Here is a 25,351-nt window from a genome sequence, read left to right on the forward strand (position 1 = left end):
ATTTCAGCGCACACTTGCCAGCTCGTGACCACACGCCAGGCAGTGGCTCAGCCATTCGCCGAGAAACAGGTTGAGCTGGGCCTTTTCATCCGGCTGGTGCATGGACTGGTTGGGATACGGGTAAATGCTGCGCAGGCGCCTGGTGTGTTCGGCGCTGACCACTTCGGCCATACGCGCATCGTGGTACACCTGCACCTCAAGGTGGGGCACCGGCAGCCAAGGCAGGCTGTGCTCCTGGCGCACCCGCAGGGTAGTGGTATACGGGCAGGCCAGCACTACATCGAGCACCAGCACGCCGAGCATCTGGTCGCCCTGGGTCATGCCGATGCGGCGCGAACTCTGGGTGGTACGCATGTCGGGCAGCAGGCGCATGAGCCGGGCGTAGTTGGCCTCACAGGCTGCCTGCAGCCCGGCCAGATCGACCCGATAACGCTCACGCAGCAGGTTCACTTCCACATACCTCGTACTTCATCTCTGTTGAGCGCCAGCCATTGCAGGCCGATGATCGTCGCCGCATTGCAGATACGCCCATCGCGCACAGCCTGCAAGGCATCTTCGAACGACCAGACCCGCACACGGATATCCTCGCCCTCTTCTTCCAGGCCGTGCAGCCCCCCGGCGCCTTCGCTGCTGCAGCGGCCAAGGAACAGGTGCACGTATTCATCACTGCCGCCCGGCGACGGGAAATACCGCGTCATCGGCCATAGGGCGCTGAAGGTCAGGCCGGCTTCCTCTTCGGCTTCACGATGAGCGACCTCTTCAGGCTGTTCGTCCTTGTCGATCAGGCCGGCGACCATCTCGATCAGCCAAGGGTTGTCGACTTTATCCAGCGCACCGACGCGAAACTGCTCGATCAATACCACTTCATCACGCAGCGGATCGTAAGGCAGCACGCAAACGGCATCATGGCGCACGAACAGTTCGCGGCTGATCTCACGGCCCATGCCCCCGGCGAACAGCTCATGGCGCAGGCGAAGCTTGTCGAGCCTGTAGAAGCCCTGGAAGCAATTGGCCCGTTCGATGATGTCGAAGCCCTTGGGCACTGAATTCAACGCGTCTGACATGGAAATCCTCATTACCTCAAATACCGCTTCGCGCCATCCTACTCTGCACGCCTGCCTGTTTCACCCCTTTCCGTTAACCATTCGCGCAGTCGGGACAGGGGCTGTTCTCTCTGTTAGCTTAGTGGCGAACTGAAGGCCGCGCAGGCGGTCAAAGGCCGACTTTTCCCTGTATTGCAAGGATCATCATGACACTTGTCAAACTGACTGCCGTGGCGGTGCTGGCCTTGGCCCTCGGTGCCTGCCAGAGCCTGTTCGCGCCGAATTACCGTGCCCCGCTGGAGGTGAAGCGCGACGCCTGGGAGCACGTAAAGCCAGGTTGCAGCGAGAGTGACTGCCCACTGGTGAATATTGACACCATTCACTTCCCAGACCTGCCCAAGCTCGACGCAATCGTCGAAAAGCGCCTGCTGCAACTGACCGAAGACAACCAGCATGGCACCGCACCAAGCACTTTGCAGGCGTATGAGCAGCAATACCTGGCAACTGCCGACAAACGCAACAGCAGCTACCTGCAGGCCAAGGTACGTGAACAGCATGACGGGCTGGTGATCATCGAGCTGTCCAGCTACCTCGATAGCGGCGGCGCTCATGGCATGCCAGGCCGGGGCTTCATCAACTATTCGCGCAAGCTGGACAAGGTACTGACCCTGCAGGACATGCTGGTCCCGGGCCAGGAAGACACCTTCTGGAAAACGGTAGAAGAATCGCACCGCGCCTGGCTGATCAGCGTGGGGATGGACAAGGATGCCGAGTTCGTCAAAACCTGGCCGTTCAAGAAGTCGCCGCACATCGCTCTGACGTACGGCGCAGTGGTTGTCAAATACGAGGTCTATACCATCGCGCCCTACTCCATGGGCCACGTGGAACTGAAGCTTCCCTACCCTCGCCTGAATGGCGTGCTCAAGCCCGAACTGTTCCCCGGCCGCGGCTGAGGCTCAGTAGCGCATGCAGCCCACCCGCCAGCAGTAATGCCGGCAGGGTAGCGCCGACCTCTGGCGCTTGCGCAGCGATGCTGTGATAGGCCACCACGCCCACCGCCCAAGCCAGCAGCGCCTGCCAGTGCAAACCATCGATTTGTGCTGGCAGGCGGCGGCGGCGGATCACGAAGTGGTCCATCAGCACCACACCGAACAGCGGCGCGAACACCGAGCCAATCAGCAGCAGGAAGTTCTCGTACTGGGCCAGCGGCGCCAGCAGAGCAATCAGCGTACATAGCACACCGATGGCCAACGCCAGGTGCTCGACCTTCAGGCGTACCAGCAGGCCAGTCGATACCGCCGCCGAGTGGATATCGGCAAAGGCCTTCTCCGACTCGTCCAGCAAAATCAGCAGCAACGGAATACCCAGCCCGGCACCGGCCAGGGCCAGCAGCAGCGCATTGACCTCACCGCTCGGCGCAAAGGCAAGGGTGTAGGCCACGCCCAGGCTCATCAGCCAGGTATTGCCGATGAAGTAACCGAGCACGGTCCCGCCGAACACGCGCCTGGCGCTGCGGGCGAAACGCGAGTAGTCGGCAATCAACGGCAACCAGGAAAGCGGCATGGCGATGACGATGTCGAAGCCCGTGGCCAGCGACATCGAGCCATCTCCGCTGCGCTGCCACAGCTCGCTCAGGTCAGCCTTGGCGAAGAGGTTCCAGGTCAGCCACAGGCAAGCGCCCAACAACAGCCAGATCCCCCATTTACGCAGCACCTTGCGCACGAATGCCAGCGGCCCGCTGACCGCGAGCAGCGTGGCCAGGCCACCGAAGCAGAGGGTCCAGAACATTGGGCTGTTCCACAGGCTGCCTTCACCGAAGGTGCGCGCGCCCAGCAGGCTGGCGGCGTCCCGCATGACAATGATCTCGAACGCCCCCCAACCGATCAGTTGCAGCAGGTTGAGCAACGCCGGCAAGCGCGCGCCGTGGCTGCCCAGGCTCAGGCGCAGGGTGGCCATGGCGCACAGGCCCGTGTCGCTGCCAATCACGCCTGCCGCCCCAAGCAGCAGTACGCCCACGCCGGTACCCAAGATGATGGCCAGCACCGCGCCGGCCAGGCCCAGGCCGGGGGCGAGCATCGCGCCCACCTGCAGGACCATCAGGCCGATGCCCAGGGAAAACCAGAGCGAGAACAGGTCCCGGCCACCGAACGGGCGTTGGCTGGCGGGGACGGGGTGGTCGGGGGAAAAATGGCTGGTAGTTGTCATTGTTGTCACTCGACAAAGAAATCCAATCGACGCAGTGGTTGCAGGAGCGGCGTTGCCGGGCCGCCCCTGCAAACAATCACAGCGGCTTACACCTTGTGGTACAGCTGGCTGCCTTCCTGGCGGAACCGTTCGGCCTGCTCGCGCATACCCTCCTCAACCGACACATCCACGGCATCGATGCGCAGGTTGGCGGCGTACTCCCGGACCTCCTGGGTGATTTTCATCGAGCAGAACTTCGGCCCGCACATCGAGCAGAAGTGCGCGACCTTGGCCGACTCCTTCGGCAGGGTTTCGTCATGGAAGGCACGCGCGGTGTCAGGGTCCAGGCCCAGGTTGAACTGGTCCTCCCAGCGGAACTCGAAACGCGCCTTGGACAGGGCATTGTCACGGATCTGTGCGCCTGGGTGCCCCTTGGCAAGGTCGGCAGCATGCGCGGCGATCTTGTAAGTGATGATGCCGGTCTTGACGTCATCCTTGTTCGGCAGGCCCAGGTGCTCCTTGGGCGTGACGTAGCACAGCATGGCGCAGCCGAACCAGCCGATCATGGCCGCGCCGATGCCCGAGGTGATGTGGTCGTAACCTGGCGCAATGTCAGTGGTCAGAGGGCCGAGGGTGTAGAACGGCGCCTCGTCGCAGCACTCCAGCTGCTTGTCCATGTTTTCCTTGATCAGCTGCATCGGCACATGGCCAGGGCCTTCGATCATGCACTGCACGTCGTGCTTCCAGGCGATCTTGGTCAGCTCGCCAAGGGTTTCCAGCTCACCGAACTGCGCCGCGTCGTTGGCATCGGCAATCGAGCCTGGACGTAGTCCGTCACCGAGCGAGAAGCTCACGTCGTAAGCCTTCATGATTTCGCAGATCTCATCGAAATGCGTGTACAGGAAGTTCTCCTGGTGATGCGCCAGGCACCACTTGGCCATGATCGACCCGCCGCGGCTGACGATACCGGTGACCCGCTTGGCGGTCAGTGGCACGTAGCGCAGCAGCACGCCAGCATGGATGGTGAAGTAGTCAACGCCCTGCTCTGCCTGCTCGATCAGCGTGTCGCGGAACAGCTCCCAGGTCAGGTCTTCGGCAACTCCGCCGACCTTTTCCAGGGCCTGGTAGATCGGTACGGTACCGATGGGTACCGGCGAGTTGCGGATGATCCACTCGCGGGTTTCGTGGATGTGCTTGCCGGTCGACAGGTCCATGACCGTGTCCGAGCCCCAGCGAATACCCCAGGTCAGCTTGGCCACTTCTTCTTCGATCGAGGAGCCCAAGGCGCTGTTGCCGATGTTGCCGTTGATCTTCACCAGGAAGTTGCGGCCGATGATCATCGGCTCCAGTTCCGTGTGGTTGATATTGGCCGGGATGATCGCGCGGCCGCGGGCGATCTCCTCGCGCACGAACTCGGCAGTGATCTCTTTGGGGATGTTGGCGCCGAAGCTGTGGCCGGCGTGCTGCTGCGTGAGCAGCCCAGCAGCGCGTGCCTCCTGCAGCTTCATGTTTTCGCGGATGGCGACGTACTCCATCTCGGCGGTGATGATGCCCTGGCGCGCGTAGTGCATCTGCGAGACGTTGGCGCCAGCCTTGGCGCGGCGCGGGTTGCGCACATGGTTGAAGCGCAGCTTGGCCAGTTCGGCGTCGTTCAGGCGTTGCTGGCCGAAATTCGAGCTCAGCCCACCCAGGCGCTCGGTATCGCCACGGGCGTCAATCCAGGCCGAACGCACATCGGCCAGGCCTTTGCGTACATCGATGATGACGTCGGGATCGGTATAGGGGCCGGAAGTGTCGTAGACCAGTACCGGGGCGTTGGCTTCGCCGCCGAAGTCGGTTGGGGTATCGTGCAGACTGATTTCGCGCATCGGCACGCGGATGTCCGGGCGCGAGCCCTCGACATAGACCTTGCGCGAACGCGGGAAGGGTTGCACGGACTGCTGATCGACTTGCGCCGATTCGCTGAGGTTGATCGTTTTTTCTTGTTTGCTCATCACAGGCTCCAGACAGCTTCCTAGCGGTGGAATGTCGGGGAGAACCTGAAAGACGCGGACGCACCCCTTGGCGGGTATGCAGTGCCGGATACATGGAGTGCCTTGAGCTGCTTGCAGCTGCGACATTCCCGGACCTGGCACAAGAGGCTCCCCGGGAAGGCGAGCAATCTTGTTCCCTACGCAGGCGCTAACCTGATCAGGTTCAACGGGATCCGCACCTATGCGATCTCAGCCTTTGCTTCAAGGCACCCCGACAAGAACGTGCGCAGTCTAGACTGGAGTGGCCGGCAAAGCCAAGCGTGTAAAACGGGGGGATGATGAAAGGCACCGCCAACGATTGTTGCCAATTGCGCATGGCACTACACTGCCCCATCGCTCGATACTCAACAGTTCAGTAATTAAATTTCGTACAAGGATTGCCTCTATGCTGCGCAAACTCTCACTGGCGATTGCCGTGTCTTGTGCGTCCAACGGAGTGGCCTGGGCAGCGGATGTGCCCATGACGGTGAAGACTGACCTGGTCAGTGTCTACCAGGAAGCGGTCGACAACAACGCCGATCTTGCCGCCGCTCGCGCCGATTATGGCGCGCGCCGCGAAGTGGTGCCCCAGGCCCGCGCCGGCCTGCTGCCCAACCTGTCGGCAGGTGCCGAAATGATGAACACCCGCACCAAACTCGACGAACCCTCGATCACCTCGAACCGCAGCGGCAATTCCTGGAGCGCCACACTGGCGCAACCTGTCTTCCGCGCCGATCGCTGGTTCCAGTTGCAGGCCGCCGAGGCCGTCAACGAGCAGGCGGCGCTGGAGTTGTCTGCCACTGAGCAAAACCTGATCCTGCAGACCGCGCAAAGCTACTTTGCCGTGCTGCGGGCCCAGGACAACCTGGCAGCCACGAAAGCCGAAGAATCGGCCTTCAAGCGCCAGCTGGACCAGTCCAACGAACGTTTCGATGTCGGCCTGTCCGACAAGACCGACGTGCTGCAGTCCCAGGCCAGCTATGACACCGCTCGGGCCAACCGGATCATTGCCGAACGCCAGGTGCAGGATGCTTTCGAGGCCTTGGTGACCCTCACCAACCGCGAATACACCTCGATCCAGGGCGTTGTTCACACCTTGCCGATACAGGTGCCCACCCCCAACGACGCCAAGGCCTGGGTCGAGACTGCGGGGCGGCAGAACCTCAACCTGCTGGCAACCAACTACGCAGTCGATGCCGCCGAAGAAACCCTACGCCAGCGCAAGGCCGGCCACGCCCCGACCCTTGATGCGGTAGCCAAATACCAGAAAGGCGACAATGACAGCCTGGGCTTCTCCAACCCTTCGCAACTGGGCGTGCGCTACAGCGGTGACGTGGAGCAGACCAGCATCGGCCTGCAGCTGAACATCCCGATCTACAGTGGCGGCCTGACCAGCTCGCAAGTACGCGAGGCATACCAGCGCCTGAGCCAGAGCGAACAACAACGCGAGAGCCTGCGCCGCCAGGTGGTGGAGAACACACGCAACCTGCACCGTGCCGTGAATACCGATGTGGAGCAGGTGCAAGCGCGCAAGCAGTCGATCATTTCCAACCAGAGCGCGCTGGAAGCCACCGAGATCGGTTACCAGGTCGGCACCCGCAATATCGTCGACGTGCTCGATGCCCAGCGCCAGCTGTACACCTCGGTTCGCGACTACAACAACAGCCGGTACGACTACATTCTTGACAACCTCAGCCTGAAGCAAGCGGCTGGCACTTTGAGCCCACAGGACCTGGTGGACCTCAAGCGGTACCTGAAGGCGGACTACAATCCGGACAAGGACTTCCTGCCACCGGACCTGGCGGCGGCAGCGGCGAAGAACTTCGAACGCAGGCCTTGAGGCAAGCGGTCACGGCAATCGTCGAAACAAAGCGTTCGAGGATGCATTTCCCGATCCCCGGCAATCCGCAAGACACAAAAAACCCAGGGCAAATGCCCTGGGTTTTTCGATAAAGCTGGACGTCTTACCGACCTGAGGTTGCTCAGAACGGAATATCGTCATCAAAGCTGTCAAAGTCAGCAGCCGGCTGCGGCGCGGGCTGTTGCGGCGCAGGGCGCTGCTGGGCCTGTTGCGGGCGTGGGGCCTGCTGACGTGGTGGCGCCTGGTTGTACTGTTGCTGCTGGCCACCCTGATTGTAGTTGTTACCACCACCTTGGTTGTACTGGTCGCCGCCACCTTGCTGGTTCTGCGGACGGCCGCCGAGCAACTGCATGGTGCCCTGCATGTCGACGATGATTTCGGTGGTGTAACGCTTGATGCCGTCTTTTTCCCACTCGCGGGTCTGCAGCTTGCCCTCGATGTACACCTGCGAACCCTTGCGCAGGTATTCGCCAGCGATTTCGGCAACCTTGCCGAACATCGACACACGGTGCCACTCGGTGCGCTCGACCTTCTGGCCCGACTGCTTGTCGGTCCACTGCTCGCTGGTAGCCAGGCTCAGGTTGGTCACGGCGTTACCGTTGGGCAGGTAGCGGACTTCGGGATCCTGGCCACAGGTGCCGACCAGAATGACTTTGTTAACCCCACGGGCCATAACGTTCTCCTAGGCTTCGCACGCCGAAGAGGCTGGGTTCACCAGACGCTCGAGGGTCGCACGGTCCAAAATTTTCGTATCCAGTTTGATATAGATGGCAGCTTCTTCTGCCACCACAACGGCGTCGGTCACACCCGGCACGGCCATCAGGCGCTCGGTCAGGCCGGCTTCCCGGACTGCCTCAGGCGTCAGCGGCATGCGTAGGCTGGTCACATACGGCGGCTCGTTCATGCGTAACGCAACCACCAGCCATACGGCACACAGCACCGCGCAACCGAGGAACACCGTGTTCAGCCCACCGTGCTGGAACAGCCAGCCGCCAAGGATCCCACCCAGCGCAGCACCAAGGAACTGGCTGGTGGAATACACCCCCATCGCCGTCCCCTTGCCGCCAGCAGGCGACACCTTGCTAACCAGCGACGGCAGCGATGCCTCCAGCAGGTTGAATGCAGTAAAGAATACCACGGTGCCAATCACCAGTCCGCGCAAGTTGTCAGCCCACTGCCAGAAGAACACCTCCACCAGCAGCAACACACTGACCGCTCCGGCCAATACGCGTTTCATCTTGCGCTTTTTTTCGCCGTAGATGATGAAAGGGACCATTGCAAAAAATGAGATGAACAGCGCAGTCAGGTACACCCACCAGTGCTCTTCCTTGGGCAAGCCACCGCGCTCGACGAAGGCCAGAGGCAGCGCAACGAAGCTCGCCATGAGGATCGCGTGGAGGATGAAGATGCCGGCGTCCAGGCGCAGAAGGTCCGGATGGCGCAGGGTTGGACCGAGTGCCTGGCGCGCCACACCCGATTCGCGGTGCTGCAAGGTGCTGTGGGTGTTGGGCACGATGAAGGCGATCAGCAAAATGCCTACCAGGGCAAGTCCTGCCGTGGCGAGGAACAATCCTGACAGGCCGAAGGCGCTGGTGAGAAGTGGGCCAACGACCATCGCCACAGCGAACGACAGGCCGATGCTCATGCCGATCATGGCCATGGCCTTGGTACGGTGCTGCTCGCGGGTCAGGTCGGACAGCAGCGCCATGACTGCGGCGGAAATCGCCCCGGCGCCCTGCAGAATTCGCCCGGCAATCACACCCCAGATGGAGTCGGCCTGAGCCGCCAGTACACTGCCCAAAGCGAAGATCACCAGGCCCAGGTAGATCACCGGACGGCGGCCGATGCGATCGGAAATCATCCCGAAAGGGATTTGAAAAAACGCCTGGGTCAGGCCATAGGCACCGATGGCCAGGCCGATCAGCGCGGGCGTGGCACCGGCCAGGTCCATGCCGTAGGTGGCCAGCACCGGCAAGACCATGAACATGCCCAGCATACGAAAGGCAAAGACCAGGGCCAGGCCGCCAGCGGCGCGCGTTTCGCTGCCACTCATGCGCTCGTTGTGGGTGTCGTGCATGGATTAACCTCGTGTGAACCGGCGGCGATTCTATCAGTCCGACAGCTTGACGGCATCTACGTGACGCTTTGCCGCGTACTGGCAGCGCCCCGTATACTTCCTTGTTTATGCCCGCCAAGCGAGGCCGCAGTGGACAAGATCCTTATTCGTGGGGCACGTACCCACAACCTGAAGAACATCGACCTGACCCTGCCGCGGGACAAGCTGATCGTGATCACCGGCTTGTCCGGGTCCGGGAAGTCTTCCCTGGCATTCGATACCTTGTATGCCGAGGGTCAGCGCCGCTATGTGGAATCGCTGTCGGCCTACGCCCGGCAATTCCTGTCGATGATGGAAAAACCTGACGTCGACACGATCGAAGGCCTGTCGCCTGCCATCTCCATCGAGCAGAAGTCGACTTCGCACAACCCGCGCTCGACGGTAGGCACCATCACCGAAATCTACGACTACCTGCGCCTGCTTTATGCCCGCGTGGGTACTCCGCGCTGCCCGGACCACGACATTCCGCTGGAGGCGCAGACCGTCAGCCAGATGGTCGACCTGGTGCTGGAGCGCCCGGAAGGCAGCAAGCTGATGCTGCTGGCTCCGGTAGTGCGCGAGCGCAAGGGTGAGCACCTGGCCGTGTTCGACGAACTGCGTGCCCAAGGCTTCGTTCGGGCACGCGTCAACGGCAAGCTCTACGAACTCGACGAACTGCCCAAGCTGGACAAGCAGAAGAAACACAGCATCGATGTGGTGGTGGACCGTTTCAAGGTCCGCGCCGACCTGCAACAACGCCTTGCCGAGTCATTCGAGACCGCCCTCAAGCTGGCCGACGGCATCGCCCTGGTTGCCCCGATGGACGATGAAGAAGGCGAAGAGACGATCTTCTCCGCTCGTTTCGCCTGCCCGGTCTGCGGCCATGCGATCAGCGAACTGGAGCCCAAGCTGTTTTCGTTCAACAACCCGGCCGGCGCCTGCCCGACCTGCGATGGCCTGGGGGTAAAGCAATTTTTCGATATCAAGCGCCTGGTCAACAGCGAGTTGACATTGGCCGAGGGCGCTATCCGCGGCTGGGATCGGCGTAACGTCTACTACTTCCAGATGCTGGGTTCGCTGGCAGCGCATTATGGGTTCAGCCTGGAGGAACCGTTCGGCGAGCTGTCGGCCGAGCACCAGAAGGTAATCCTGCAAGGCAGTGGCAAACAGAGCGTTGACTTCAAGTATCTGAACGACCGTGGCGACATCGTCAAGCGTTCGCACCCGTTCGAAGGGATCGTGCCCAATCTGGAGCGGCGCTACCGCGAAACCGAGTCGGCCACGGTGCGTGAGGAGCTGGCCAAGTTCCTCGGCACCCAGCCCTGCCCCGACTGCCGCGGCACCCGCCTGCGCCGGGAAGCACGGCATGTCTGGGTTGGCGAAAAAACCCTGCCGGCGGTGACCAACCTGCCTATCGGTGAAGCCAGCAGCTACTTCGGTGAGCTGACCCTGACCGGGCGTCGCGGTGAAATTGCGGCAAAGATCCTCAAGGAAATCTGCGAACGCCTACAGTTTCTGGTCAACGTTGGCCTGGATTACCTTACCCTGGATCGCAGTGCCGACACCTTGTCCGGCGGCGAAGCGCAACGGATCCGCCTGGCCAGCCAGATTGGTGCGGGGCTGGTCGGGGTGATGTATATCCTTGATGAACCGTCCATCGGTCTTCATCAACGCGACAACGACCGCCTGCTCGCCACCCTCAACCACCTGCGCGACCTGGGTAACACCGTGATCGTGGTCGAGCACGACGAAGACGCCATTCGCCTGGCGGACTACGTGGTGGACATCGGCCCAGGGGCCGGCGTCCACGGTGGCCAGATCGTTGCCGAGGGTACGCCGCAAGAAGTCATGGCACATCCCGACTCGCTGACCGGGAAGTACCTGTCCGGCCGCAAGAAAATCGCTGTCCCTGCCAAACGCACGCCCCGCGACAAAAAGCTGTCCCTCAAGCTCAAAGGCGCGCGAGGCAACAACCTGCAGAACGTTGACCTGGAAATCCCGATCGGCCTGCTGACCTGCGTGACTGGCGTATCCGGCTCGGGCAAGTCGACGTTGATCAACAACACGCTGTATCCCCTGGCCGCTACTGCCCTCAACGGTGCCAGCAGCCTGGAAGCCGCACCGCACAGCAACATGGATGGCCTGCAGCACCTGGACAAAGTCGTCGATATCGACCAGAGCCCGATCGGCCGCACACCGCGTTCGAACCCGGCGACCTATACCGGCATCTTCACGCCGATTCGTGAGCTGTTTTCCGGCGTGCCGGAATCGCGCTCACGCGGCTACGGCCCGGGGCGTTTCTCGTTCAACGTCAAGGGCGGCCGTTGCGAGGCGTGCCAGGGCGATGGGCTGATCAAGGTGGAAATGCACTTCCTGCCGGACATCTACGTGCCGTGCGACGTGTGCAAGAGCAAGCGCTACAACCGCGAAACCCTGGAGATCAAATACAAAGGCAAGAACATCCACGAGGTCCTGGAAATGACCATCGAGGATGCGCGCGAATTCTTCGATGCGGTGCCGGCGCTGGCGCGCAAGCTGCAAACCTTGATGGATGTAGGCCTGTCTTACATCAAGCTGGGCCAGTCGGCGACGACGCTGTCGGGGGGTGAAGCGCAAAGGGTCAAGCTCTCACGCGAGCTGTCCAAACGCGATACTGGCAAGACCCTGTACATCCTTGACGAGCCGACCACGGGCCTGCACTTCGCCGATATTCAGCAGTTGCTGGACGTCTTGCACCGCCTGCGCGACCACGGCAACACGGTGGTGGTCATCGAGCACAACCTCGATGTGATCAAGACCGCGGACTGGTTGGTCGACTTGGGCCCAGAGGGTGGTTCGAAGGGTGGGCAAATTATTGCCAGCGGTACCCCGGAGGAACTGGCCAAGATGAAGCAGTCGTACACAGGGCACTACCTGAAACCGCTTCTGGAGCGTGACAGGGCCTGATCTGGCAGCCCATGAAAAAGCCCCAGGCACGAATGGTGCCTGGGGCTCTTTTTTATCTGTGGATAACTTACATCTGCGACTGCAGGTAGTTTTCCAGGCCGATGGCCTTGATCAGGCCCTGCTGCTTCTCAAGCCAGTAGGTGTGATCTTCTTCGGTATCGGCCAGCTGCGCACGCAGGATATCGCGACTGATGTAGTCCTTGTGCAGCTCGCACAGCTCGATGCCTTTGCACAAGGCGGCACGAACCTTGTACTCCAGCTTGAGGTCCGCTTCGATCATTTCCGGCACAGTGCTACCCACTTCCAGGTCATCCGCGCGCATGTCGGGGGTGCCTTCGAGCATGAGGATACGCCGCATCAGCGCATCGGCGTGCTGGGTTTCCTCTTCCATCTCATGGTTGATGCGTTCGTAGAGCTTGGACAGGCCCCAGTCTTCGTACATGCGCGAGTGAATGAAGTACTGATCGCGTGCGGCCAGTTCGCCCTTCAGCAACGTGACGAGATAATTGATTACGTCCGGGTGACCTTGCATCGCCCTGATTCTCCGTGTGGATACGTCTAATGAGACATAGTTTGAACCAGGAATTGCCCACGGTCACTGAAAAATGCGCAATCAGGGGCAAAAAAACAGGTAAACAGTAGTGATATTCATTGAAAAACCGCCCAAATGAGGGCGGTTCTTCTTATCACTTCGAGTTAGGCGAGATTCACGCCCAATGCCTTGGCAATGCCTTCACCATAGGCCGGATCAGCCCTGAAGAAGTACTGCAGTTGACGCTGAATGACATCTTGACTGACACCTGCCATGGTTGTGGCGATGTTGCTGATCAGCAGTGCCTTTTGTTCATCGTTCATCAAGCGGAACAGTGCACCGGCGTGGCTGTAGTAGTCATTGTCTTCACGGTGATCGTAGCGGTCCGCAGCGCCTTTGAGGGCCAATGCAGGTTCGCCATGGCCAGGCGACTGCTTAGGCGCATCGCCATAGCTATTGGGCTCGTAATTGGGTGCACTGCCATAGTTGCCAAACGCCATCGATCCATCACGCTGGTAGCTATTGACCGGGCAACGTGGCGCGTTGACCGGCAACTGCTGGTGGTTGGTGCCCACACGGTACCGGTGCGCATCGGCATAGGCGAAAACGCGGCCCTGCAGCATGCGGTCTGGGGACAGCCCAACGCCCGGCACCATGTTGCTCGGGCCAAACGCAGCCTGCTCGACTTCAGCGAAATAGTTGAGCGGGTTGCGGTTGAGCTCCAGGACACCCACCTCGATCAACGGATAGTCCTTCTGCGACCAGGTCTTGGTCACATCGAACGGATTTTCTTCGCGGCTGGCTGCCTCCTCCTCGGTCATGACCTGAATGCACACGGTCCAACGGGGATAGTCTGCGCGCTCGATGGCCTCGAACAGGTCACGCTGGGCGTAGTCAGGGTCTGTACCCGCCAGGCGCGCAGCGTCGGCTGGCGTAAGGTTCTTGATACCTTGCTGGGTCTTGAAGTGCCATTTGACCCATGTGCGCTCGCCAGCAGCGCTGATCAAGCTATAGGTGTGGCTGCCGAAGCCGTGCATGTGCCGGTAGCCGTCCGGAATACCGCGATCGGAGAACAGGATGGTGACCTGGTGCAGCGCCTCAGGCGAGTGCGACCAGAAATCCCACATCATCTGAGCGTTCTTCAGGTTTGATTGCGGATGGCGCTTCTGGGTGTGGATGAAATCCGGGAACTTGAGCGGATCGCGGATGAAGAAAACCGGCGTGTTGTTGCCGACGATGTCCCAATTGCCTTCCTCGGTGTAAAACTTTACCGCAAAGCCGCGAGGATCACGCTCGGTGTCAGCCGAACCACGCTCGCCACCGACGGTGGAAAAGCGCAGGAAGGTTTCCGTCTGCTTACCAATCGTGTCGAACAGCTTGGCCTTGGTGTACCGAGTGATGTCGTGGGTGACGGTAAACGTGCCGTAGGCTCCCGAGCCTTTGGCATGTACACGCCGCTCAGGAATGTTCTCGCGGTTGAAGTGAGCGAGCTTCTCGATCAGGTGGAAATCGTCGAGCAACAACGGGCCGCGCGGGCCAGCAGAGCGGGAATTCTGATTGTCAGCTACGGGGGCACCGCTGGCGGTGGTGAGAATCTTGCTCATGGGCTCTCCATATCGGTTTTGAACTGCCGGCGAATCGGCTTGGATAGGAGTATCGACGAGCGGTCGATTCAGAACAAATTCATTGCACGTGTCGTATCGATAGAAAAAAACAATTCCTGTGAAAACAAAAAACCGGGCACTAGTCCCGGTTTTTTGTAGCAGACAGAACGTCTTACTCGGCAGCTTCTACAGCACCACCGACTGGACGATCAACCAGCTCGACGTACGCCATAGGCGCGTTGTCGCCAGCGCGGAAACCGCACTTCAGGATGCGCAGGTAGCCGCCCTGACGGGTGGCGTAACGCTTGCCCAGATCGTTGAACAGTTTGCCAACAGCGGACTTCGAACGGGTACGGTCGAAGGCCAGACGGCGGTTAGCAACGCTGTCTTCCTTGGCCAGGGTGATCAGCGGCTCGGCAACGCGGCGCAGTTCCTTGGCTTTCGGCAGGGTGGTTTTGATCAGCTCGTGCTCGATCAGCGACACAGCCATGTTCTGGAACATAGCTTTGCGGTGAGAGCTGGTACGGCTCAGGTGACGTCCACTTTTACGATGACGCATGATTCATTCCTTACCAAACACTACGTTCGGTGATTACGACGATCAGGCGGTCGCCTTGTCGTCTTTCTTAAGACTTGCAGGCGGCCAGTTGTCGAGGCGCATGCCGAGAGACAGACCACGAGAGGCCAGCACGTCCTTGATTTCAGTCAGGGACTTCTTGCCCAGGTTAGGAGTCTTCAACAGCTCTACTTCGGTACGCTGAATCAGGTCGCCGATGTAGTAGATGTTCTCCGCCTTGAGGCAGTTGGCCGAACGTACAGTCAGTTCCAGGTCGTCAACCGGACGTAGCAGGATCGGATCGATCTCGTCTTCCTGCTCGACTACGACAGGCTCGCTGTCACCTTTGAGGTCGACGAACGCGGCCAACTGCTGTTGCAGGATGGTCGCAGCGCGGCGGATAGCCTCTTCAGGATCCAGGGTGCCGTTGGTTTCCAGATCAATGACCAGCTTGTCCAGGTTGGTACGCTGTTCAACACGGGCGTTCTCGACCACATAGGCGATACGACGCACCGGGCTGAACGAAGCGTCCAGCTGCAGACGGCCAATGCTACGGCTTTCGTCTTCGTCGGTTTGACGGGAGTCAGCCGGCTCGTAACCGCGACCACGAGCTACAGTGAGCTTCATGTTCAGGGCGCCGTTGGACGCCAGGTTCGCGATTACGTGATCGGGGTTGACGATCTCGACATCGTGATCCAGCTGAATATCGGCAGCGGTAACCACCCCCGAACCCTTTTTCGACAAGGTCAGCGTAACTTCGTCACGACCGTGCAGTTTGATAGCCAGACCTTTAAGGTTCAACAGGATTTCAATTACGTCTTCCTGTACACCTTCGATCGCGGAGTACTCATGGAGTACGCCATCGATCTCGGCCTCGACTACTGCACAGCCAGGCATGGAGGACAACAGGATGCGGCGCAGCGCGTTGCCCAGGGTATGGCCGAAGCCACGCTCGAGAGGCTCGAGCGTGATCTTGGCGCGGGTCGGACTGACTACCTGCACATCAATATGGCGGGGAGTCAGGAACTCATTTACCGAAATCTGCATGGATGCACCTATTTTCTAGCCCTTACTTGGAGTAGAGCTCGACAATCAGGTTTTCGTTGATGTCGGCAGAGAGGTCGCCGCGAGCAGGAACGTTCTTGAAAACGCCCGACTTCTTAGCGGAATCTACGTCTACCCACTCAACGCGGCCACGCTGGGCGCACAGTTCAAGGGCTTGAACAATGCGCAGCTGGTTCGACGACTTCTCGCGAACCGCGACCACGTCACCCGGACGAACTTGGTAGGATGGAATGTTTACAGTCTTACCGTTGACGCTGATCGCTTTGTGCGAAACCAGCTGACGGGACTCGGAACGAGTCGAGCCGAAGCCCATACGGTAGACGACGTTATCCAGACGGCACTCGAGCAGTTGCAGCAGGTTCTCACCGGTTGCGCCTTTTTTCGAGGCAGCAGCTTGGTAGTAACCGCGGAACTGACGCTCCAGAACACCGTAGATACGACGGACTTTTTGTTTCTCGCGCAGCTGGGTACCGTAGTCGGACTGACGGCCACGGCGCTGGCCGTGGATACCTGGGGCTGCTTCGATGTTGCACTTCGATTCCAGAGCGCGAACGCCGCTCTTCAGGAACAGGTCGGTGCCTTCACGACGAGACAGTTTGCATTTTGGACCAATGTAACGTGCCATTCTTCTGTCTCCTGATTACACGCGGCGCTTCTTCGGCGGACGGCACCCGTTGTGCGGGATTGGCGTCACGTCGGTGATGCTGGCGATCTTGTAGCCGCAGCTGTTCAATGCACGAACGGCGGACTCACGACCTGGACCTGGACCCTTGACGTTAACGTCGAGGTTCTTAAGACCGTATTCCAGCGCAGCTTGACCAGCACGCTCAGCAGCGATCTGAGCTGCGAACGGCGTGGATTTGCGCGAACCACGGAAACCCGAGCCACCGGAGGTCGCCCAGGACAAAGCATTGCCCTGACGGTCGGTGATGGTCACGATGGTGTTGTTGAAAGACGCATGGATGTGGGCGATGCCATCAACCACTGTCTTTTTGACTTTCTTACGAGGACGAGCAGCAGGTTTTGCCATGTCTATATTCCTGGGCGATTACTTGCGGATCGGCTTACGCGGGCCCTTACGGGTGCGTGCGTTGGTCTTGGTGCGCTGACCGCGAACCGGCAGACCTTTACGATGACGCAGGCCGCGGTAGCAACCCAGGTCCATCAAGCGCTTGATCTTCATGTTGACGTCACGACGCAGGTCACCTTCGGTGGTGAACTTCGCAACTTCGCCACGCAGGGTTTCGATTTGCTCGTCGCTCAGATCCTTGATCTTAGCGGCTGGATTTACACCAGCATCTGCACAGATCTTCTGTGCAGTTGTGCGACCGACACCATAGATGTAGGTCAGCGAGATAACAGTATGCTTGTTATCTGGAATGTTGACGCCTGCAATACGGGCCATTCAGTGGGACTCCAATTGACAGCTACCTACGCCCCGGAAGCCAAGAAATAGGGCGCGAGATAATATCGCTGTAGAAACGAATAATCAACCCAGCAGCACACTAGCTGCTGGGTTTGAAACGCAGATCACACTCAGCCTTGGCGCTGTTTGTGACGCGGTTCCGCGCTGCAGATCACTCGTACGACGCCTTCGCGACGGATGATCTTGCAGTTGCGGCACAGCTTTTTCACCGATGCACGAACTTTCATTACCGACTCCTCGAACCTTAGGGGCGTATCAGCGCAGCAAACCGCTGCCACCGTAGCCTTTCAGGTTGGCTTTCTTCATCAGGGATTCGTACTGGTGCGAAACGAGGTGCGATTGTACTTGGGACATGAAGTCCATCACAACCACTACCACAATCAGCAACGAGGTCCCGCCAAGGTAGAACGGCACATTTGCTGCCACCACCAGGAACTGGGGCAGAAGGCAGACGGCCATCATGTAAAGAGCACCGAACATGGTCAAACGAGTCAGAACGCCATCAATGTAGCGCGCCGACTGCTCACCAGGACGGATACCCGGAATAAAGGCACCGGACTTCTTCAGGTTTTCCGCTACGTCTTTCGGGTTGAACATCAACGCTGTGTAGAAGAAGCAGAAGAAAATGATCCCTGCACTAAACAGCAGAATGTTCAACGGCTGACCAGGAGCGATCGACTGCGAGATGTCCTGCAGCCAGCCCATACCTTCGGACTGACCGAACCAGGCACCCAGCGAAGCCGGGAACAGCAGAATGCTGCTCGCGAAAATGGCCGGGATAACCCCCGCCATGTTCACTTTCAGCGGCAAGTGGCTGGTCTGCGCTGCAAAGACCTTACGGCCCTGCTGACGCTTGGCGTAGTGAACGGCGATACGACGCTGACCACGCTCAATGAACACCACAAAGCCGATAATCGCTACTGCCAGCAAACCGATAGCGACCAGGGCGAAAATGTTGATATCGCCTGTGCGCGCAGACTCGAAAGACTGCCCGATTGCTCTCGGAAGACCGGCAACGATACCTGCGAAGATCAACATCGAGATACCGTTGCCCACACCGCGCTCGGTGATCTGCTCACCCAGCCACATCATGAACATCGCGCCTGCCACAAACGTGGAAACCGCGACGACATGGAAGCCAAGGCCCGCAGAAAACGCCACGCCCTGGTTGGCTAGGCCAATGGACATGCCAATGGCTTGAACCAGCGCCAGAATAACGGTGCCGTAGCGGGTGTACTGGCTGATCTTGCGACGGCCAGCTTCACCTTCCTTCTTCAACTGCTCCAGTTGCGGGCTGACCGCCGTCATCAGCTGCATGATGATCGATGCCGAGATGTACGGCATGATCCCCAATGCAAAGATGCTCATGCGCTCGAGCGCGCCACCGGAAAACATGTTGAACAAGCTAAGAATGGTCCCCTCATTCTGCCGAAACAGATCCGCCAGACGGTCCGGATTGATGCCTGGAACCGGGATATGCGCACCTATCCGATAGACGATGATCGCCATGAACAGAAAGCGCAGACGAGCCCAGAGTTCCGACATCCCGCCCTTACCGAGCGAAGAGAGAGCACCTTGCTTAGCCATTTATTCCTCGAATTTGCCGCCAGCTGCTTCGATAGCCGCACGCGCACCCTTGGTGGCTGCGATACCCTTGATGGTGACTGCGCGAGCAACTTCGCCAGACAGCATGATTTTCACACGCTGAATGTGCTGGTTGATCACGTTGGCATCCTTCAGGGATTGCACGGAGATCACGTCGCCTTCCACTTTAGCCAGTTCGGACAGACGCACTTCTGCGCGATCCATGGCTTTCAGGGAAACGAAGCCGAACTTCGGCAGGCGACGGTGCAGCGGCTGTTGACCGCCTTCGAAGCCCGGAGCGATCGAACCACCCGAACGGGAGGTCTGACCTTTGTGGCCACGGCCGCCGGTCTTACCCAGACCGCTACCGATACCACGACCCGGACGATGCTTTTCGCGACGGGAACCCGGCGCTGGACTCAGATCATTGAGTTTCATCGATTAACCCTCGACGCGCAGCATGTAGTAAGCCTTGTTGATCATCCCGCGGTTCTCGGGAGTATCCTGGACTTCTACAGTGTGACCGATGCGACGCAGACCCAGACCTTTAACGCACAGTTTGTGGTTAGGGATACGGCCCGAGACGCTCTTGATCAGCGTTACTTTTACGGTTGCCATGATCAGAAGATCTCCTCAACGCTCTTGCCGCGCTTGGCAGCAATGGACTCAGGAGATTGCATGGCTTTCAGACCCTTGAAGGTGGCGTAAACCACGTTCACTGGGTTGGTCGAACCGTAGCACTTGGCCAGGACGTTCTGAACACCAGCAACTTCCAGGACAGCACGCATGGCGCCGCCGGCGATGATACCGGTACCTTCCGAAGCAGGCTGCATGTAAACCTTCGAGGCGCCGTGGGCGGCCTTGGTGGCGTACTGCAGGGTAGTGCCCTTCAGGTCAACCTGGATCATGTTGCGACGAGCAGCTTCCATGGCTTTCTGGATCGCGGCAGGTACTTCGCGCGATTTGCCACGGCCGAAGCCGACGCGACCTTTACCGTCACCCACCACGGTCAGCGCGGTGAAGGTGAAGATACGGCCGCCTTTAACGGTTTTAGCTACGCGGTTAACTTGAACCAGCTTCTCGATGTAGCCTTCGTCGCGCTTTTGATCGTTATTTGCCATAACTTAGAACTCCAGCCCGCCTTCACGAGCAGCATCAGCCAGCGCTTTGACGCGGCCATGGTACTTGAAGCCGGAACGGTCAAAGGCAACTTGAGATACACCGGCGGCTTTCGCACGCTCAGCTACCAGCTTGCCAACCTTAGTGGCCGCGTCGATGTTGCCAGTGGCGCCATCACGCAGGTCTTTGTCCAAGGTCGAGGCGCTTGCCAAAACCTTGCTGCCGTCGGCCGAAATGACCTGGGCGTAGATGTGCTGCGAGGAGCGGAACACGCACAGGCGCACGACTTCGAGTTCGTGCATCTTGAGACGTGCTTTGCGAGCGCGACGCAGTCGAGTAACTTTTTTGTCGGTCATTTGCTAGGCCCTACTTCTTCTTGGCTTCTTTACGACGGACTACTTCGTCCGCGTAACGCACACCCTTGCCTTTGTAAGGCTCTGGTGGACGGAAGTCGCGGATTTCAGCGGCCACCTGACCTACCAGCTGCTTGTCGATACCCTTGATCAGGATGTCGGTTTGGCTGGGAGTTTCAGCAGTGATACCGGCTGGCAGTTCGTAGTCCACTGGATGCGAGAAGCCCAGAGCCAGGTTCAGGACGGTGCCTTTGGCCTGTGCCTTGTAACCAACACCGACCAGCTGGAGCTTGCGCTCAAAGCCTTGGCTTACGCCCTGGACCATGTTGTTGACCAGAGCACGGGTAGTACCGGCCATGGCGCGAGCTTGCTGATCACCGTTGCGGGCGACGAAACGCAGTTCGCCGGACTCTTCGGTAACTTCAACAGACGAGTGAACGTTCAGTTCGAGAGTGCCTTTGGCACCCTTCACCGAAAGCTGCTGACCGGCGAATTTGACTTCGACACCAGCTGGCAGCTTAACGGGGTTCTTAGCGACGCGAGACATGCCTATCTCCCCTTAGAACACTGTGCACAGAACTTCGCCGCCGACACCGGCAGCGCGCGCAGCGCGGTCAGTCATCACACCTTTGTTGGTGGAGACGATAGACACGCCCAGGCCGCCACGAACTTTCGGCAGGTCTGTGACGGACTTGTACTGGCGCAGGCCAGGACGGCTGGAACGCTTCAGTTCCTCGATGACCGGACGGCCTTCGAAGTACTTGAGTTCGATCGACAGGGACGGCTTGGCCTCACCAGTAACCTGGTAGCCAGCGATGTAACCTTCGTCTTTCAGAACTTTGGCAACCGCGACCTTCAGAGTGGAGGAAGGCATGCTTACGACGGACTTTTCAGCCATCTGGGCATTACGGATGCGAGTTAGCATGTCCGCTAACGGGTCCTGCATACTCATGGGCTAGATGCTCCTGATACAAGAATTATTAGCCTTGCGGCTATCACAACCACCCAAGCAGGCAGGGTAAAACCCCAGGCTCAGGTGAGCCGGTCATTCTAGACACAAGACAGAAACGAAACAAGCCCCATGAAGGGGCTTGTTTGTTGGCGAGAACACCGGCGGTCGGAAGATCACTCCCCTTCCGCCAGCGTCACGCCTACAGCGATTACCAGGAGGCCTTGACCAGACCTGGTACGTCACCGCGCATTGCCGCTTGACGCAGCATGTTACGGCCCAGGCCGAACTTACGGTAAACACCGTGAGGACGACCGGTCAGGCGGCAACGGTTGCGCAGACGCGCAGCGCTGGCATCACGTGGCTGCTTCTGCAGAGCGACAACGGCAGCGAAACGCTCTTCAGGAGAGGCGTTCAGATTGACGATGGTCGCTTTCAGCTCAGCACGCTTTTTAGCGAACTTGGCTACCGTGAGCTGACGCTTCAGCTCGCGGTTTTTCATGCTCTTCTTGGCCATTTTCCTACTCCAATCAGTTGCGGAACGGGAATTTGAATGCACGCAGCAGAGCGCGGCCTTCGTCATCCGAACGAGCAGTGGTGGTCAGGGTGATGTCCAAACCGCGCAGAGCATCGATCTTGTCGTAATCGATTTCCGGGAAGATGATCTGCTCTTTCACGCCCATGCTGTAGTTGCCACGACCATCGAAGGACTTGGCATTCAGGCCGCGGAAGTCGCGGACCCGAGGCAGGGAGATCGCCAGCAGGCGGTCCAGGAATTCGTACATCTTTTCGCGACGCAGGGTCACCTTGACACCGATCGGCCATCCTTCACGGACTTTGAAGCCCGCGATGGATTTACGAGCGAAAGTCACAACCGGCTTTTGACCGGTGATCTTTTCCAGGTCGGCAACAGCATGCTCGATGACCTTCTTGTCGCCGATCGCTTCGCCCAGACCCATGTTCAGGGTGATCTTGGTAACGCGCGGAACTTCCATCACGTTCGACAGCTTAAGTTCTTCCTTAAGCTTAGGAGCGATTTCGTTCCGGTAAATCTCTTTCAGTCGTGCCATGGTCTTCTACCTAGCAGTGTTCAAGCATCAACCGCTTTTTGGGTCGACTTGAAGACACGAATTTTCTTACCGTCTTCTACTTTGAAACCAACGCGGTCAGCCTTGTTGGTTTCGCCATTGAAGATGGCAACGTTGGAAGCGTGCAGAGGCGCTTCTTTTTCGACGATACCGCCCTGAACGCCCGCCATCGGGTTAGGCTTGGTATGACGCTTAACCAGGTTCACACCACCGATGACCAGACGGTCGTCAGCGAGAACCTTCAGCACCTTACCGCGCTTACCTTTGTCTTTGCCGGCGATCACGATGATCTCGTCGTCACGACGAATCTTTTGCATGTCGGATCTCCTTACAGCACTTCAGGGGCGAGCGAGACGATCTTCATGAACTTCTCAGTACGAAGTTCACGGGTCACTGGCCCGAAGATGCGAGTGCCGATCGGCTCTTGCTTGGTGTTCAGCAGAACAGCAGCGTTGCCGTCGAAACGAATGATGGAACCGTCAGCGCGACGTACACCGTGACGGGTACGGACGACAACAGCGGTCATCACTTGGCCTTTTTTGACCTTACCGCGCGGAATTGCTTCCTTGACGGTTACTTTGATGATGTCACCGATGCCGGCGTAACGGCGGTGCGAACCGCCGAGCACCTTGATGCACATGACGCGACGAGCGCCGCTGTTATCGGCCACATCGAGCATGGATTGAGTCTGAATCATAAAATTTCTCCGACCCCTAGCCCTTAGACTTCAACAGCGCGTTCGAGGACTTCAACCAGTGCCCAGGACTTGGTCTTGGCCAGCGGACGGGTTTCACGGATGGAAACCTTGTCGCCGATTTTGCACTGGTTGGATTCGTCGTGCGCGTGCAGCTTAGTCGAACGCTTAACGTATTTACCGTAGATCGGGTGCTTGACGCGACGCTCGATCAGAACGGTGATGGTCTTGTCCATTTTGTCGCTGACGACACGGCCAGTCAGCGTACGGACGGTTTTTTCAGCTTCAGCCATGATCACTTACCTGCCTGCTGGTTAAGCACAGTTTTCACGCGAGCGATGTCACGCTTAACTTGCGAGAGCAGGTGCGACTGCCCCAACTGGCCAGTTGCCTTCTGCATACGCAGATTGAACTGGTCGCGCAGCAAGCCGAGCAGTTGCTCATTCAGTTGCTGTGCAGATTTTTCACGAAGTTCATTCGCTTTCATCACATCACCGTCCGCTTAACAAAGGAGGTGGCGAGAGGCAGCTTTGCAGCAGCCAGGGCGAAAGCTTCGCGCGCCAGCTCTTCAGAAACACCCTCGATCTCGTACAGGACTTTGCCTGGCTGGATCTGGGCAACCCAGTATTCCACGGAACCCTTACCTTTACCCATACGAACCTCGAGAGGCTTCTTGGAGATCGGCTTGTCCGGGAAGACACGGATCCAGATCTTACCGCCACGCTTAACGTGACGGGTCAGAGCACGACGTGCCGACTCGATCTGGCGGGCGGTGAGGCGACCGCGAGCAACAGCTTTCAAGGCGAACTCGCCGAAGCTGACTTTGCTACCGCGCAGTGCCAGACCACGGTTGTGGCCGGTCATCTGCTTGCGGAATTTTGTACGCTTTGGTTGCAACATTTGGCGTACCCCTTACTTAGCAGCTTTTTTACGAGGCGCTGGTGCTTGTGGTTTCAGTTCTTCTTGGCGACCACCAATAACTTCGCCTTTGAAGATCCAAACCTTCACACCGATCACACCGTAAGTGGTGTGAGCTTCGTAGGTGTTGTAGTCGATATCGGCACGCAGGGTGTGCAGAGGCACACGCCCTTCGCGATACCACTCGGTACGAGCAATCTCAGCACCGCCGAGACGACCGCTCACCTGGATCTTGATGCCCTTGGCACCAATACGCATGGCGTTCTGTACGGCGCGCTTCATGGCGCGACGGAACATTACGCGGCGTTCCAGCTGCTGAGCTACGCTCTGCGCAACCAGCATAGCGTCGAGTTCCGGCTTGCGGATCTCTTCGATGTTGATGTGCACAGGCACACCCATCTGCTTGGTCAGGTCCTGACGCAGCTTCTCGACATCTTCACCTTTCTTACCGATAACGATACCGGGACGAGCGGTGTGGATGGTGATGCGTGCAGTTTGAGCCGGACGATGAATATCGATACGGCTTACGGACGCGCTTTTTAGTTTGTCTTGGAGGTACTCACGCGTTTTCAGATCCTTCAAGAGGTAATCTGCGTAAGTAGCACCGTCTGCGTACCAGACGGAGGTGTGCTCCTTGACGATTCCCAGGCGAATGCCAGTGGGATGTACTTTCTGACCCATCTGATCGACTCCGTTACTTGTCCGCAACCTTGACAGTGATATGGCAAGACCGCTTGACGATGCGATCAGCACGGCCTTTGGCACGTGGCATGATGCGCTTCAGCGAACGCCCTTCGTTGACGAAGACGGTGGAGACCTTCAGGTCATCAACGTCTGCGCCTTCGTTGTGTTCGGCGTTGGCAACGGCCGACTCGAGGACTTTCTTCATGATTTCAGCGGCTTTTTTGCTGCTGAAGGCCAACAGGTTGAGCGCTTCGCCCACCTTCTTCCCGCGGATCTGGTCGGCGACCAAGCGGGCTTTCTGGGCGGAGATGCGAGCGCCCGACAACTTAGCGGCTACTTCCATTTCCTTACCCCTTAACGCTTGGCTTTCTTGTCAGCCACGTGCCCGCGATAGGTGCGGGTACCGGCGAACTCGCCCAGTTTGTGGCCGACCATGTCTTCGTTCACGAGAACTGGGACATGTTGGCGACCGTTGTGAACCGCGATGGTCAGACCGACCATTTGTGGCAGGATCATCGAACGACGCGACCAGGTTTTAACTGGCTTGCGATCATTCTTCTCCACCGCCACTTCGATCTTCTTCAGCAGGTGAAGATCGATAAAAGGACCTTTTTTCAGAGAACGTGGCACTGTCGTAT

Annotated in this window: 34 protein-coding genes and 1 riboswitch; of the genes, 3 read left to right on the forward strand and 31 right to left on the reverse strand. The window is 58.9% G+C overall.

Translation table 11 applies throughout. From position 1 onward, the window contains the following. Positions 1–3: 3 nt before the first annotated feature. Positions 4–456, reverse strand: a complete 453-nt coding sequence (locus ABRP30_RS25270; RefSeq protein ID WP_042111790.1) for a DUF1249 domain-containing protein — start codon at positions 454–456, stop codon at positions 4–6. Then, positions 447–1,064, reverse strand: a complete 618-nt coding sequence (locus ABRP30_RS25275; protein ID WP_241806268.1) for an NUDIX domain-containing protein — start codon at positions 1,062–1,064, stop codon at positions 447–449. Before ABRP30_RS25275 ends, ABRP30_RS25270 begins: the two co-directional genes overlap by 10 nt. A 185-nt stretch (positions 1,065–1,249) precedes the next feature. On the opposite strand from ABRP30_RS25275, the gene ABRP30_RS25280 reads away from it, so the two are divergent. Further along, positions 1,250–1,996: an RsiV family protein gene (locus tag ABRP30_RS25280; protein ID WP_241806269.1), complete on the forward strand. Its 747-nt coding sequence runs from the start codon at positions 1,250–1,252 to the stop codon at positions 1,994–1,996. Here ABRP30_RS25280 and cytX read toward each other — a convergent pair. Further along, a complete protein-coding gene (gene cytX / locus ABRP30_RS25285) occupies positions 1,965–3,248 on the reverse strand; it encodes a putative hydroxymethylpyrimidine transporter CytX (protein ID WP_241806270.1) in 1,284 nt (427 codons plus the stop codon). The genes ABRP30_RS25280 and cytX overlap by 32 nt on opposite strands. Before the next feature lie 86 nt (positions 3,249–3,334). After that, positions 3,335–5,221, reverse strand: a complete 1,887-nt coding sequence (gene thiC, locus ABRP30_RS25290) for a phosphomethylpyrimidine synthase ThiC (protein ID WP_267819146.1) — start codon at positions 5,219–5,221, stop codon at positions 3,335–3,337. Positions 5,222–5,377: 156 nt separating this feature from the next. Beyond that, positions 5,378–5,484: riboswitch (TPP riboswitch) on the reverse strand. Between the two features lie 161 nt (positions 5,485–5,645). On the opposite strand from thiC, the gene ABRP30_RS25295 reads away from it, so the two are divergent. Then, positions 5,646–7,079 (forward strand): TolC family outer membrane protein, encoded by a 1,434-nt coding sequence (locus tag ABRP30_RS25295; protein ID WP_241806272.1) that lies wholly within the window; start codon positions 5,646–5,648, stop codon positions 7,077–7,079. Between the two features lie 142 nt (positions 7,080–7,221). Here the strand turns inward: ABRP30_RS25295 and ABRP30_RS25300 are convergent, their stop codons facing one another. Both ABRP30_RS25300 and ABRP30_RS25305 read right to left on the reverse strand, forming a co-directional pair. Beyond that, complete coding sequence (locus ABRP30_RS25300) at positions 7,222–7,773, reverse strand: single-stranded DNA-binding protein (protein WP_012316509.1); 552 nt, start codon at positions 7,771–7,773, stop codon at positions 7,222–7,224. A 9-nt stretch (positions 7,774–7,782) separates the two neighbouring features. Then, positions 7,783–9,177 (reverse strand): MFS transporter, encoded by a 1,395-nt coding sequence (locus ABRP30_RS25305; protein WP_241806273.1) that lies wholly within the window; start codon positions 9,175–9,177, stop codon positions 7,783–7,785. A gap of 129 nt (positions 9,178–9,306) precedes the next feature. Here ABRP30_RS25305 and uvrA point away from each other — a divergent pair, with 129 nt between their 5' ends. Continuing rightward, positions 9,307–12,141, forward strand: coding sequence for an excinuclease ABC subunit UvrA (gene uvrA, locus ABRP30_RS25310; protein WP_241806274.1), 2,835 nt, complete (start codon positions 9,307–9,309; stop codon positions 12,139–12,141). 67 nt (positions 12,142–12,208) lie between these two features. Here uvrA and bfr read toward each other — a convergent pair whose 3' ends face one another. The 25 genes from bfr to rpsS all read right to left on the reverse strand — a co-directional run bounded on the left by bfr (position 12,209) and on the right by rpsS (position 25,343). Then, positions 12,209–12,673 carry a bacterioferritin gene (gene bfr / locus ABRP30_RS25315; RefSeq protein ID WP_012316512.1) on the reverse strand — a complete coding sequence of 155 codons (465 nt, stop codon included), beginning with the start codon at positions 12,671–12,673 and terminating at the stop codon, positions 12,209–12,211. A gap of 164 nt (positions 12,674–12,837) precedes the next feature. Then, a complete protein-coding gene (locus ABRP30_RS25320) occupies positions 12,838–14,277 on the reverse strand; it encodes a catalase (RefSeq protein ID WP_349976289.1) in 1,440 nt (479 codons plus the stop codon). Between the two features lie 172 nt (positions 14,278–14,449). Further along, positions 14,450–14,836: a 50S ribosomal protein L17 gene (gene rplQ, locus ABRP30_RS25325; RefSeq protein ID WP_003255451.1), complete on the reverse strand. Its 387-nt coding sequence runs from the start codon at positions 14,834–14,836 to the stop codon at positions 14,450–14,452. Positions 14,837–14,878: 42 nt separating this feature from the next. Continuing rightward, entirely contained in the window at positions 14,879–15,880 is a 1,002-nt protein-coding gene (gene rpoA / locus ABRP30_RS25330; protein WP_003255452.1) for a DNA-directed RNA polymerase subunit alpha, read from the reverse strand. Between the two features lie 22 nt (positions 15,881–15,902). After that, positions 15,903–16,523 (reverse strand): 30S ribosomal protein S4, encoded by a 621-nt coding sequence (rpsD, locus tag ABRP30_RS25335; protein ID WP_012316514.1) that lies wholly within the window; start codon positions 16,521–16,523, stop codon positions 15,903–15,905. Positions 16,524–16,538: 15 nt separating this feature from the next. Next, complete coding sequence (gene rpsK, locus ABRP30_RS25340; RefSeq protein WP_003255454.1) at positions 16,539–16,928, reverse strand: 30S ribosomal protein S11; 390 nt, start codon at positions 16,926–16,928, stop codon at positions 16,539–16,541. Between the two features lie 18 nt (positions 16,929–16,946). Continuing rightward, a complete protein-coding gene (gene rpsM, locus ABRP30_RS25345; RefSeq protein WP_012316515.1) occupies positions 16,947–17,303 on the reverse strand; it encodes a 30S ribosomal protein S13 in 357 nt (118 codons plus the stop codon). A gap of 131 nt (positions 17,304–17,434) precedes the next feature. Further along, entirely contained in the window at positions 17,435–17,551 is a 117-nt protein-coding gene (gene rpmJ / locus ABRP30_RS25350) for a 50S ribosomal protein L36 (RefSeq protein ID WP_002555468.1), read from the reverse strand. A gap of 28 nt (positions 17,552–17,579) precedes the next feature. Further along, complete coding sequence (secY, locus tag ABRP30_RS25355; RefSeq protein WP_003255459.1) at positions 17,580–18,911, reverse strand: preprotein translocase subunit SecY; 1,332 nt, start codon at positions 18,909–18,911, stop codon at positions 17,580–17,582. After that, a complete protein-coding gene (rplO, locus tag ABRP30_RS25360; RefSeq protein ID WP_349976290.1) occupies positions 18,912–19,346 on the reverse strand; it encodes a 50S ribosomal protein L15 in 435 nt (144 codons plus the stop codon). A gap of 3 nt (positions 19,347–19,349) precedes the next feature. Continuing rightward, positions 19,350–19,526, reverse strand: coding sequence for a 50S ribosomal protein L30 (gene rpmD, locus ABRP30_RS25365; RefSeq protein ID WP_008089798.1), 177 nt, complete (start codon positions 19,524–19,526; stop codon positions 19,350–19,352). A gap of 2 nt (positions 19,527–19,528) precedes the next feature. After that, positions 19,529–20,029 (reverse strand): 30S ribosomal protein S5, encoded by a 501-nt coding sequence (gene rpsE / locus ABRP30_RS25370; RefSeq protein ID WP_003255465.1) that lies wholly within the window; start codon positions 20,027–20,029, stop codon positions 19,529–19,531. A gap of 3 nt (positions 20,030–20,032) precedes the next feature. Continuing rightward, on the reverse strand, positions 20,033–20,383 hold the full coding sequence (rplR, locus tag ABRP30_RS25375; protein WP_008089801.1) for a 50S ribosomal protein L18: 351 nt from the start codon (positions 20,381–20,383) through the stop codon (positions 20,033–20,035). A gap of 10 nt (positions 20,384–20,393) precedes the next feature. Next, positions 20,394–20,927 (reverse strand): 50S ribosomal protein L6, encoded by a 534-nt coding sequence (gene rplF / locus ABRP30_RS25380; protein WP_009681972.1) that lies wholly within the window; start codon positions 20,925–20,927, stop codon positions 20,394–20,396. Between the two features lie 12 nt (positions 20,928–20,939). Then, positions 20,940–21,332, reverse strand: coding sequence for a 30S ribosomal protein S8 (gene rpsH / locus ABRP30_RS25385; protein WP_008089805.1), 393 nt, complete (start codon positions 21,330–21,332; stop codon positions 20,940–20,942). Between the two features lie 208 nt (positions 21,333–21,540). Then, positions 21,541–21,846: a 30S ribosomal protein S14 gene (rpsN, locus tag ABRP30_RS25390; RefSeq protein ID WP_012316516.1), complete on the reverse strand. Its 306-nt coding sequence runs from the start codon at positions 21,844–21,846 to the stop codon at positions 21,541–21,543. A 13-nt stretch (positions 21,847–21,859) separates the two neighbouring features. Continuing rightward, positions 21,860–22,399 (reverse strand): 50S ribosomal protein L5, encoded by a 540-nt coding sequence (gene rplE, locus ABRP30_RS25395; protein ID WP_012316517.1) that lies wholly within the window; start codon positions 22,397–22,399, stop codon positions 21,860–21,862. 20 nt (positions 22,400–22,419) lie between these two features. Next, a complete protein-coding gene (gene rplX, locus ABRP30_RS25400; RefSeq protein WP_003255476.1) occupies positions 22,420–22,734 on the reverse strand; it encodes a 50S ribosomal protein L24 in 315 nt (104 codons plus the stop codon). Positions 22,735–22,745: 11 nt separating this feature from the next. Continuing rightward, complete coding sequence (rplN, locus tag ABRP30_RS25405; RefSeq protein WP_008089810.1) at positions 22,746–23,114, reverse strand: 50S ribosomal protein L14; 369 nt, start codon at positions 23,112–23,114, stop codon at positions 22,746–22,748. 23 nt (positions 23,115–23,137) lie between these two features. Continuing rightward, positions 23,138–23,404 carry a 30S ribosomal protein S17 gene (rpsQ, locus tag ABRP30_RS25410; RefSeq protein WP_008089812.1) on the reverse strand — a complete coding sequence of 89 codons (267 nt, stop codon included), beginning with the start codon at positions 23,402–23,404 and terminating at the stop codon, positions 23,138–23,140. 2 nt (positions 23,405–23,406) lie between these two features. Next, entirely contained in the window at positions 23,407–23,598 is a 192-nt protein-coding gene (gene rpmC, locus ABRP30_RS25415; RefSeq protein WP_002555481.1) for a 50S ribosomal protein L29, read from the reverse strand. Next, entirely contained in the window at positions 23,598–24,011 is a 414-nt protein-coding gene (gene rplP, locus ABRP30_RS25420) for a 50S ribosomal protein L16 (RefSeq protein ID WP_003255479.1), read from the reverse strand. The genes rpmC and rplP overlap by 1 nt, the downstream gene beginning before the upstream one ends. 12 nt (positions 24,012–24,023) lie before the next feature. Further along, entirely contained in the window at positions 24,024–24,710 is a 687-nt protein-coding gene (gene rpsC / locus ABRP30_RS25425) for a 30S ribosomal protein S3 (RefSeq protein WP_003255481.1), read from the reverse strand. A 13-nt stretch (positions 24,711–24,723) separates the two neighbouring features. Then, positions 24,724–25,056, reverse strand: coding sequence for a 50S ribosomal protein L22 (gene rplV, locus ABRP30_RS25430; protein WP_003103908.1), 333 nt, complete (start codon positions 25,054–25,056; stop codon positions 24,724–24,726). 11 nt (positions 25,057–25,067) lie between these two features. Further along, positions 25,068–25,343: a 30S ribosomal protein S19 gene (gene rpsS, locus ABRP30_RS25435; RefSeq protein ID WP_010486981.1), complete on the reverse strand. Its 276-nt coding sequence runs from the start codon at positions 25,341–25,343 to the stop codon at positions 25,068–25,070. Positions 25,344–25,351: the final 8 nt, after the last annotated feature.

This window comes from Pseudomonas sp. WHRI 8519 (assembly GCF_040224055.2).
In the GTDB taxonomy this organism is placed as follows: Bacteria; Pseudomonadota; Gammaproteobacteria; order Pseudomonadales; family Pseudomonadaceae; genus Aquipseudomonas; species Aquipseudomonas putida_X.

Bases quoted from the DNA above. Each gene is read 5' to 3' on its own strand.
- ABRP30_RS25295 (WP_241806272.1), top strand. From the start codon at position 5,646: ATGCTGCGCAAACTCTCACTGGCGATTGCCGTGTCTTGTGCGTCCAAC.
- rpmD (WP_008089798.1), bottom strand. From the start codon at position 19,526: ATGGCAACCGTAAAAGTAACGCTGATCAAGAGCGTCTCGGGCCGTATC.
- rplV (WP_003103908.1), bottom strand. From the start codon at position 25,056: ATGGAAGTAGCCGCTAAGTTGTCGGGCGCTCGCATCTCCGCCCAGAAA.
- rplP (WP_003255479.1), bottom strand. From the start codon at position 24,011: ATGTTGCAACCAAAGCGTACAAAATTCCGCAAGCAGATGACCGGCCAC.
- rplX (WP_003255476.1), bottom strand. From the start codon at position 22,734: ATGCAAAAGATTCGTCGTGACGACGAGATCATCGTGATCGCCGGCAAA.
- rplN (WP_008089810.1), bottom strand. From the start codon at position 23,114: ATGATTCAGACTCAATCCATGCTCGATGTGGCCGATAACAGCGGCGCT.
- thiC (WP_267819146.1), bottom strand. From the start codon at position 5,221: ATGAGCAAACAAGAAAAAACGATCAACCTCAGCGAATCGGCGCAAGTC.
- rplQ (WP_003255451.1), bottom strand. From the start codon at position 14,836: ATGCGTCATCGTAAAAGTGGACGTCACCTGAGCCGTACCAGCTCTCAC.
- rplE (WP_012316517.1), bottom strand. From the start codon at position 22,399: ATGGCACGACTGAAAGAGATTTACCGGAACGAAATCGCTCCTAAGCTT.
- cytX (WP_241806270.1), bottom strand. From the start codon at position 3,248: ATGACAACTACCAGCCATTTTTCCCCCGACCACCCCGTCCCCGCCAGC.
- rpmC (WP_002555481.1), bottom strand. From the start codon at position 23,598: ATGAAAGCGAATGAACTTCGTGAAAAATCTGCACAGCAACTGAATGAG.
- rplF (WP_009681972.1), bottom strand. From the start codon at position 20,927: ATGTCTCGCGTCGCTAAGAACCCCGTTAAGCTGCCAGCTGGTGTCGAA.
- rpsQ (WP_008089812.1), bottom strand. From the start codon at position 23,404: ATGGCTGAAGCTGAAAAAACCGTCCGTACGCTGACTGGCCGTGTCGTC.
- rpsC (WP_003255481.1), bottom strand. From the start codon at position 24,710: ATGGGTCAGAAAGTACATCCCACTGGCATTCGCCTGGGAATCGTCAAG.
- ABRP30_RS25275 (WP_241806268.1), bottom strand. From the start codon at position 1,064: ATGTCAGACGCGTTGAATTCAGTGCCCAAGGGCTTCGACATCATCGAA.
- rpsE (WP_003255465.1), bottom strand. From the start codon at position 20,029: ATGGCAAATAACGATCAAAAGCGCGACGAAGGCTACATCGAGAAGCTG.
- ABRP30_RS25300 (WP_012316509.1), bottom strand. From the start codon at position 7,773: ATGGCCCGTGGGGTTAACAAAGTCATTCTGGTCGGCACCTGTGGCCAG.
- rpsN (WP_012316516.1), bottom strand. From the start codon at position 21,846: ATGGCCAAGAAGAGCATGAAAAACCGCGAGCTGAAGCGTCAGCTCACG.
- rpsD (WP_012316514.1), bottom strand. From the start codon at position 16,523: ATGGCACGTTACATTGGTCCAAAATGCAAACTGTCTCGTCGTGAAGGC.
- bfr (WP_012316512.1), bottom strand. From the start codon at position 12,673: ATGCAAGGTCACCCGGACGTAATCAATTATCTCGTCACGTTGCTGAAG.
- rpsM (WP_012316515.1), bottom strand. From the start codon at position 17,303: ATGGCCCGTATTGCAGGCGTCAACATTCCAGATAACAAGCATACTGTT.
- rpsK (WP_003255454.1), bottom strand. From the start codon at position 16,928: ATGGCAAAACCTGCTGCTCGTCCTCGTAAGAAAGTCAAAAAGACAGTG.
- rplR (WP_008089801.1), bottom strand. From the start codon at position 20,383: ATGACCGACAAAAAAGTTACTCGACTGCGTCGCGCTCGCAAAGCACGT.
- rplO (WP_349976290.1), bottom strand. From the start codon at position 19,346: ATGAAACTCAATGATCTGAGTCCAGCGCCGGGTTCCCGTCGCGAAAAG.
- rpoA (WP_003255452.1), bottom strand. From the start codon at position 15,880: ATGCAGATTTCGGTAAATGAGTTCCTGACTCCCCGCCATATTGATGTG.
- rpmJ (WP_002555468.1), bottom strand. From the start codon at position 17,551: ATGAAAGTTCGTGCATCGGTGAAAAAGCTGTGCCGCAACTGCAAGATC.
- rpsH (WP_008089805.1), bottom strand. From the start codon at position 21,332: ATGAGTATGCAGGACCCGTTAGCGGACATGCTAACTCGCATCCGTAAT.
- secY (WP_003255459.1), bottom strand. From the start codon at position 18,911: ATGGCTAAGCAAGGTGCTCTCTCTTCGCTCGGTAAGGGCGGGATGTCG.
- ABRP30_RS25280 (WP_241806269.1), top strand. From the start codon at position 1,250: ATGACACTTGTCAAACTGACTGCCGTGGCGGTGCTGGCCTTGGCCCTC.
- ABRP30_RS25320 (WP_349976289.1), bottom strand. From the start codon at position 14,277: ATGAGCAAGATTCTCACCACCGCCAGCGGTGCCCCCGTAGCTGACAAT.
- ABRP30_RS25305 (WP_241806273.1), bottom strand. From the start codon at position 9,177: ATGCACGACACCCACAACGAGCGCATGAGTGGCAGCGAAACGCGCGCC.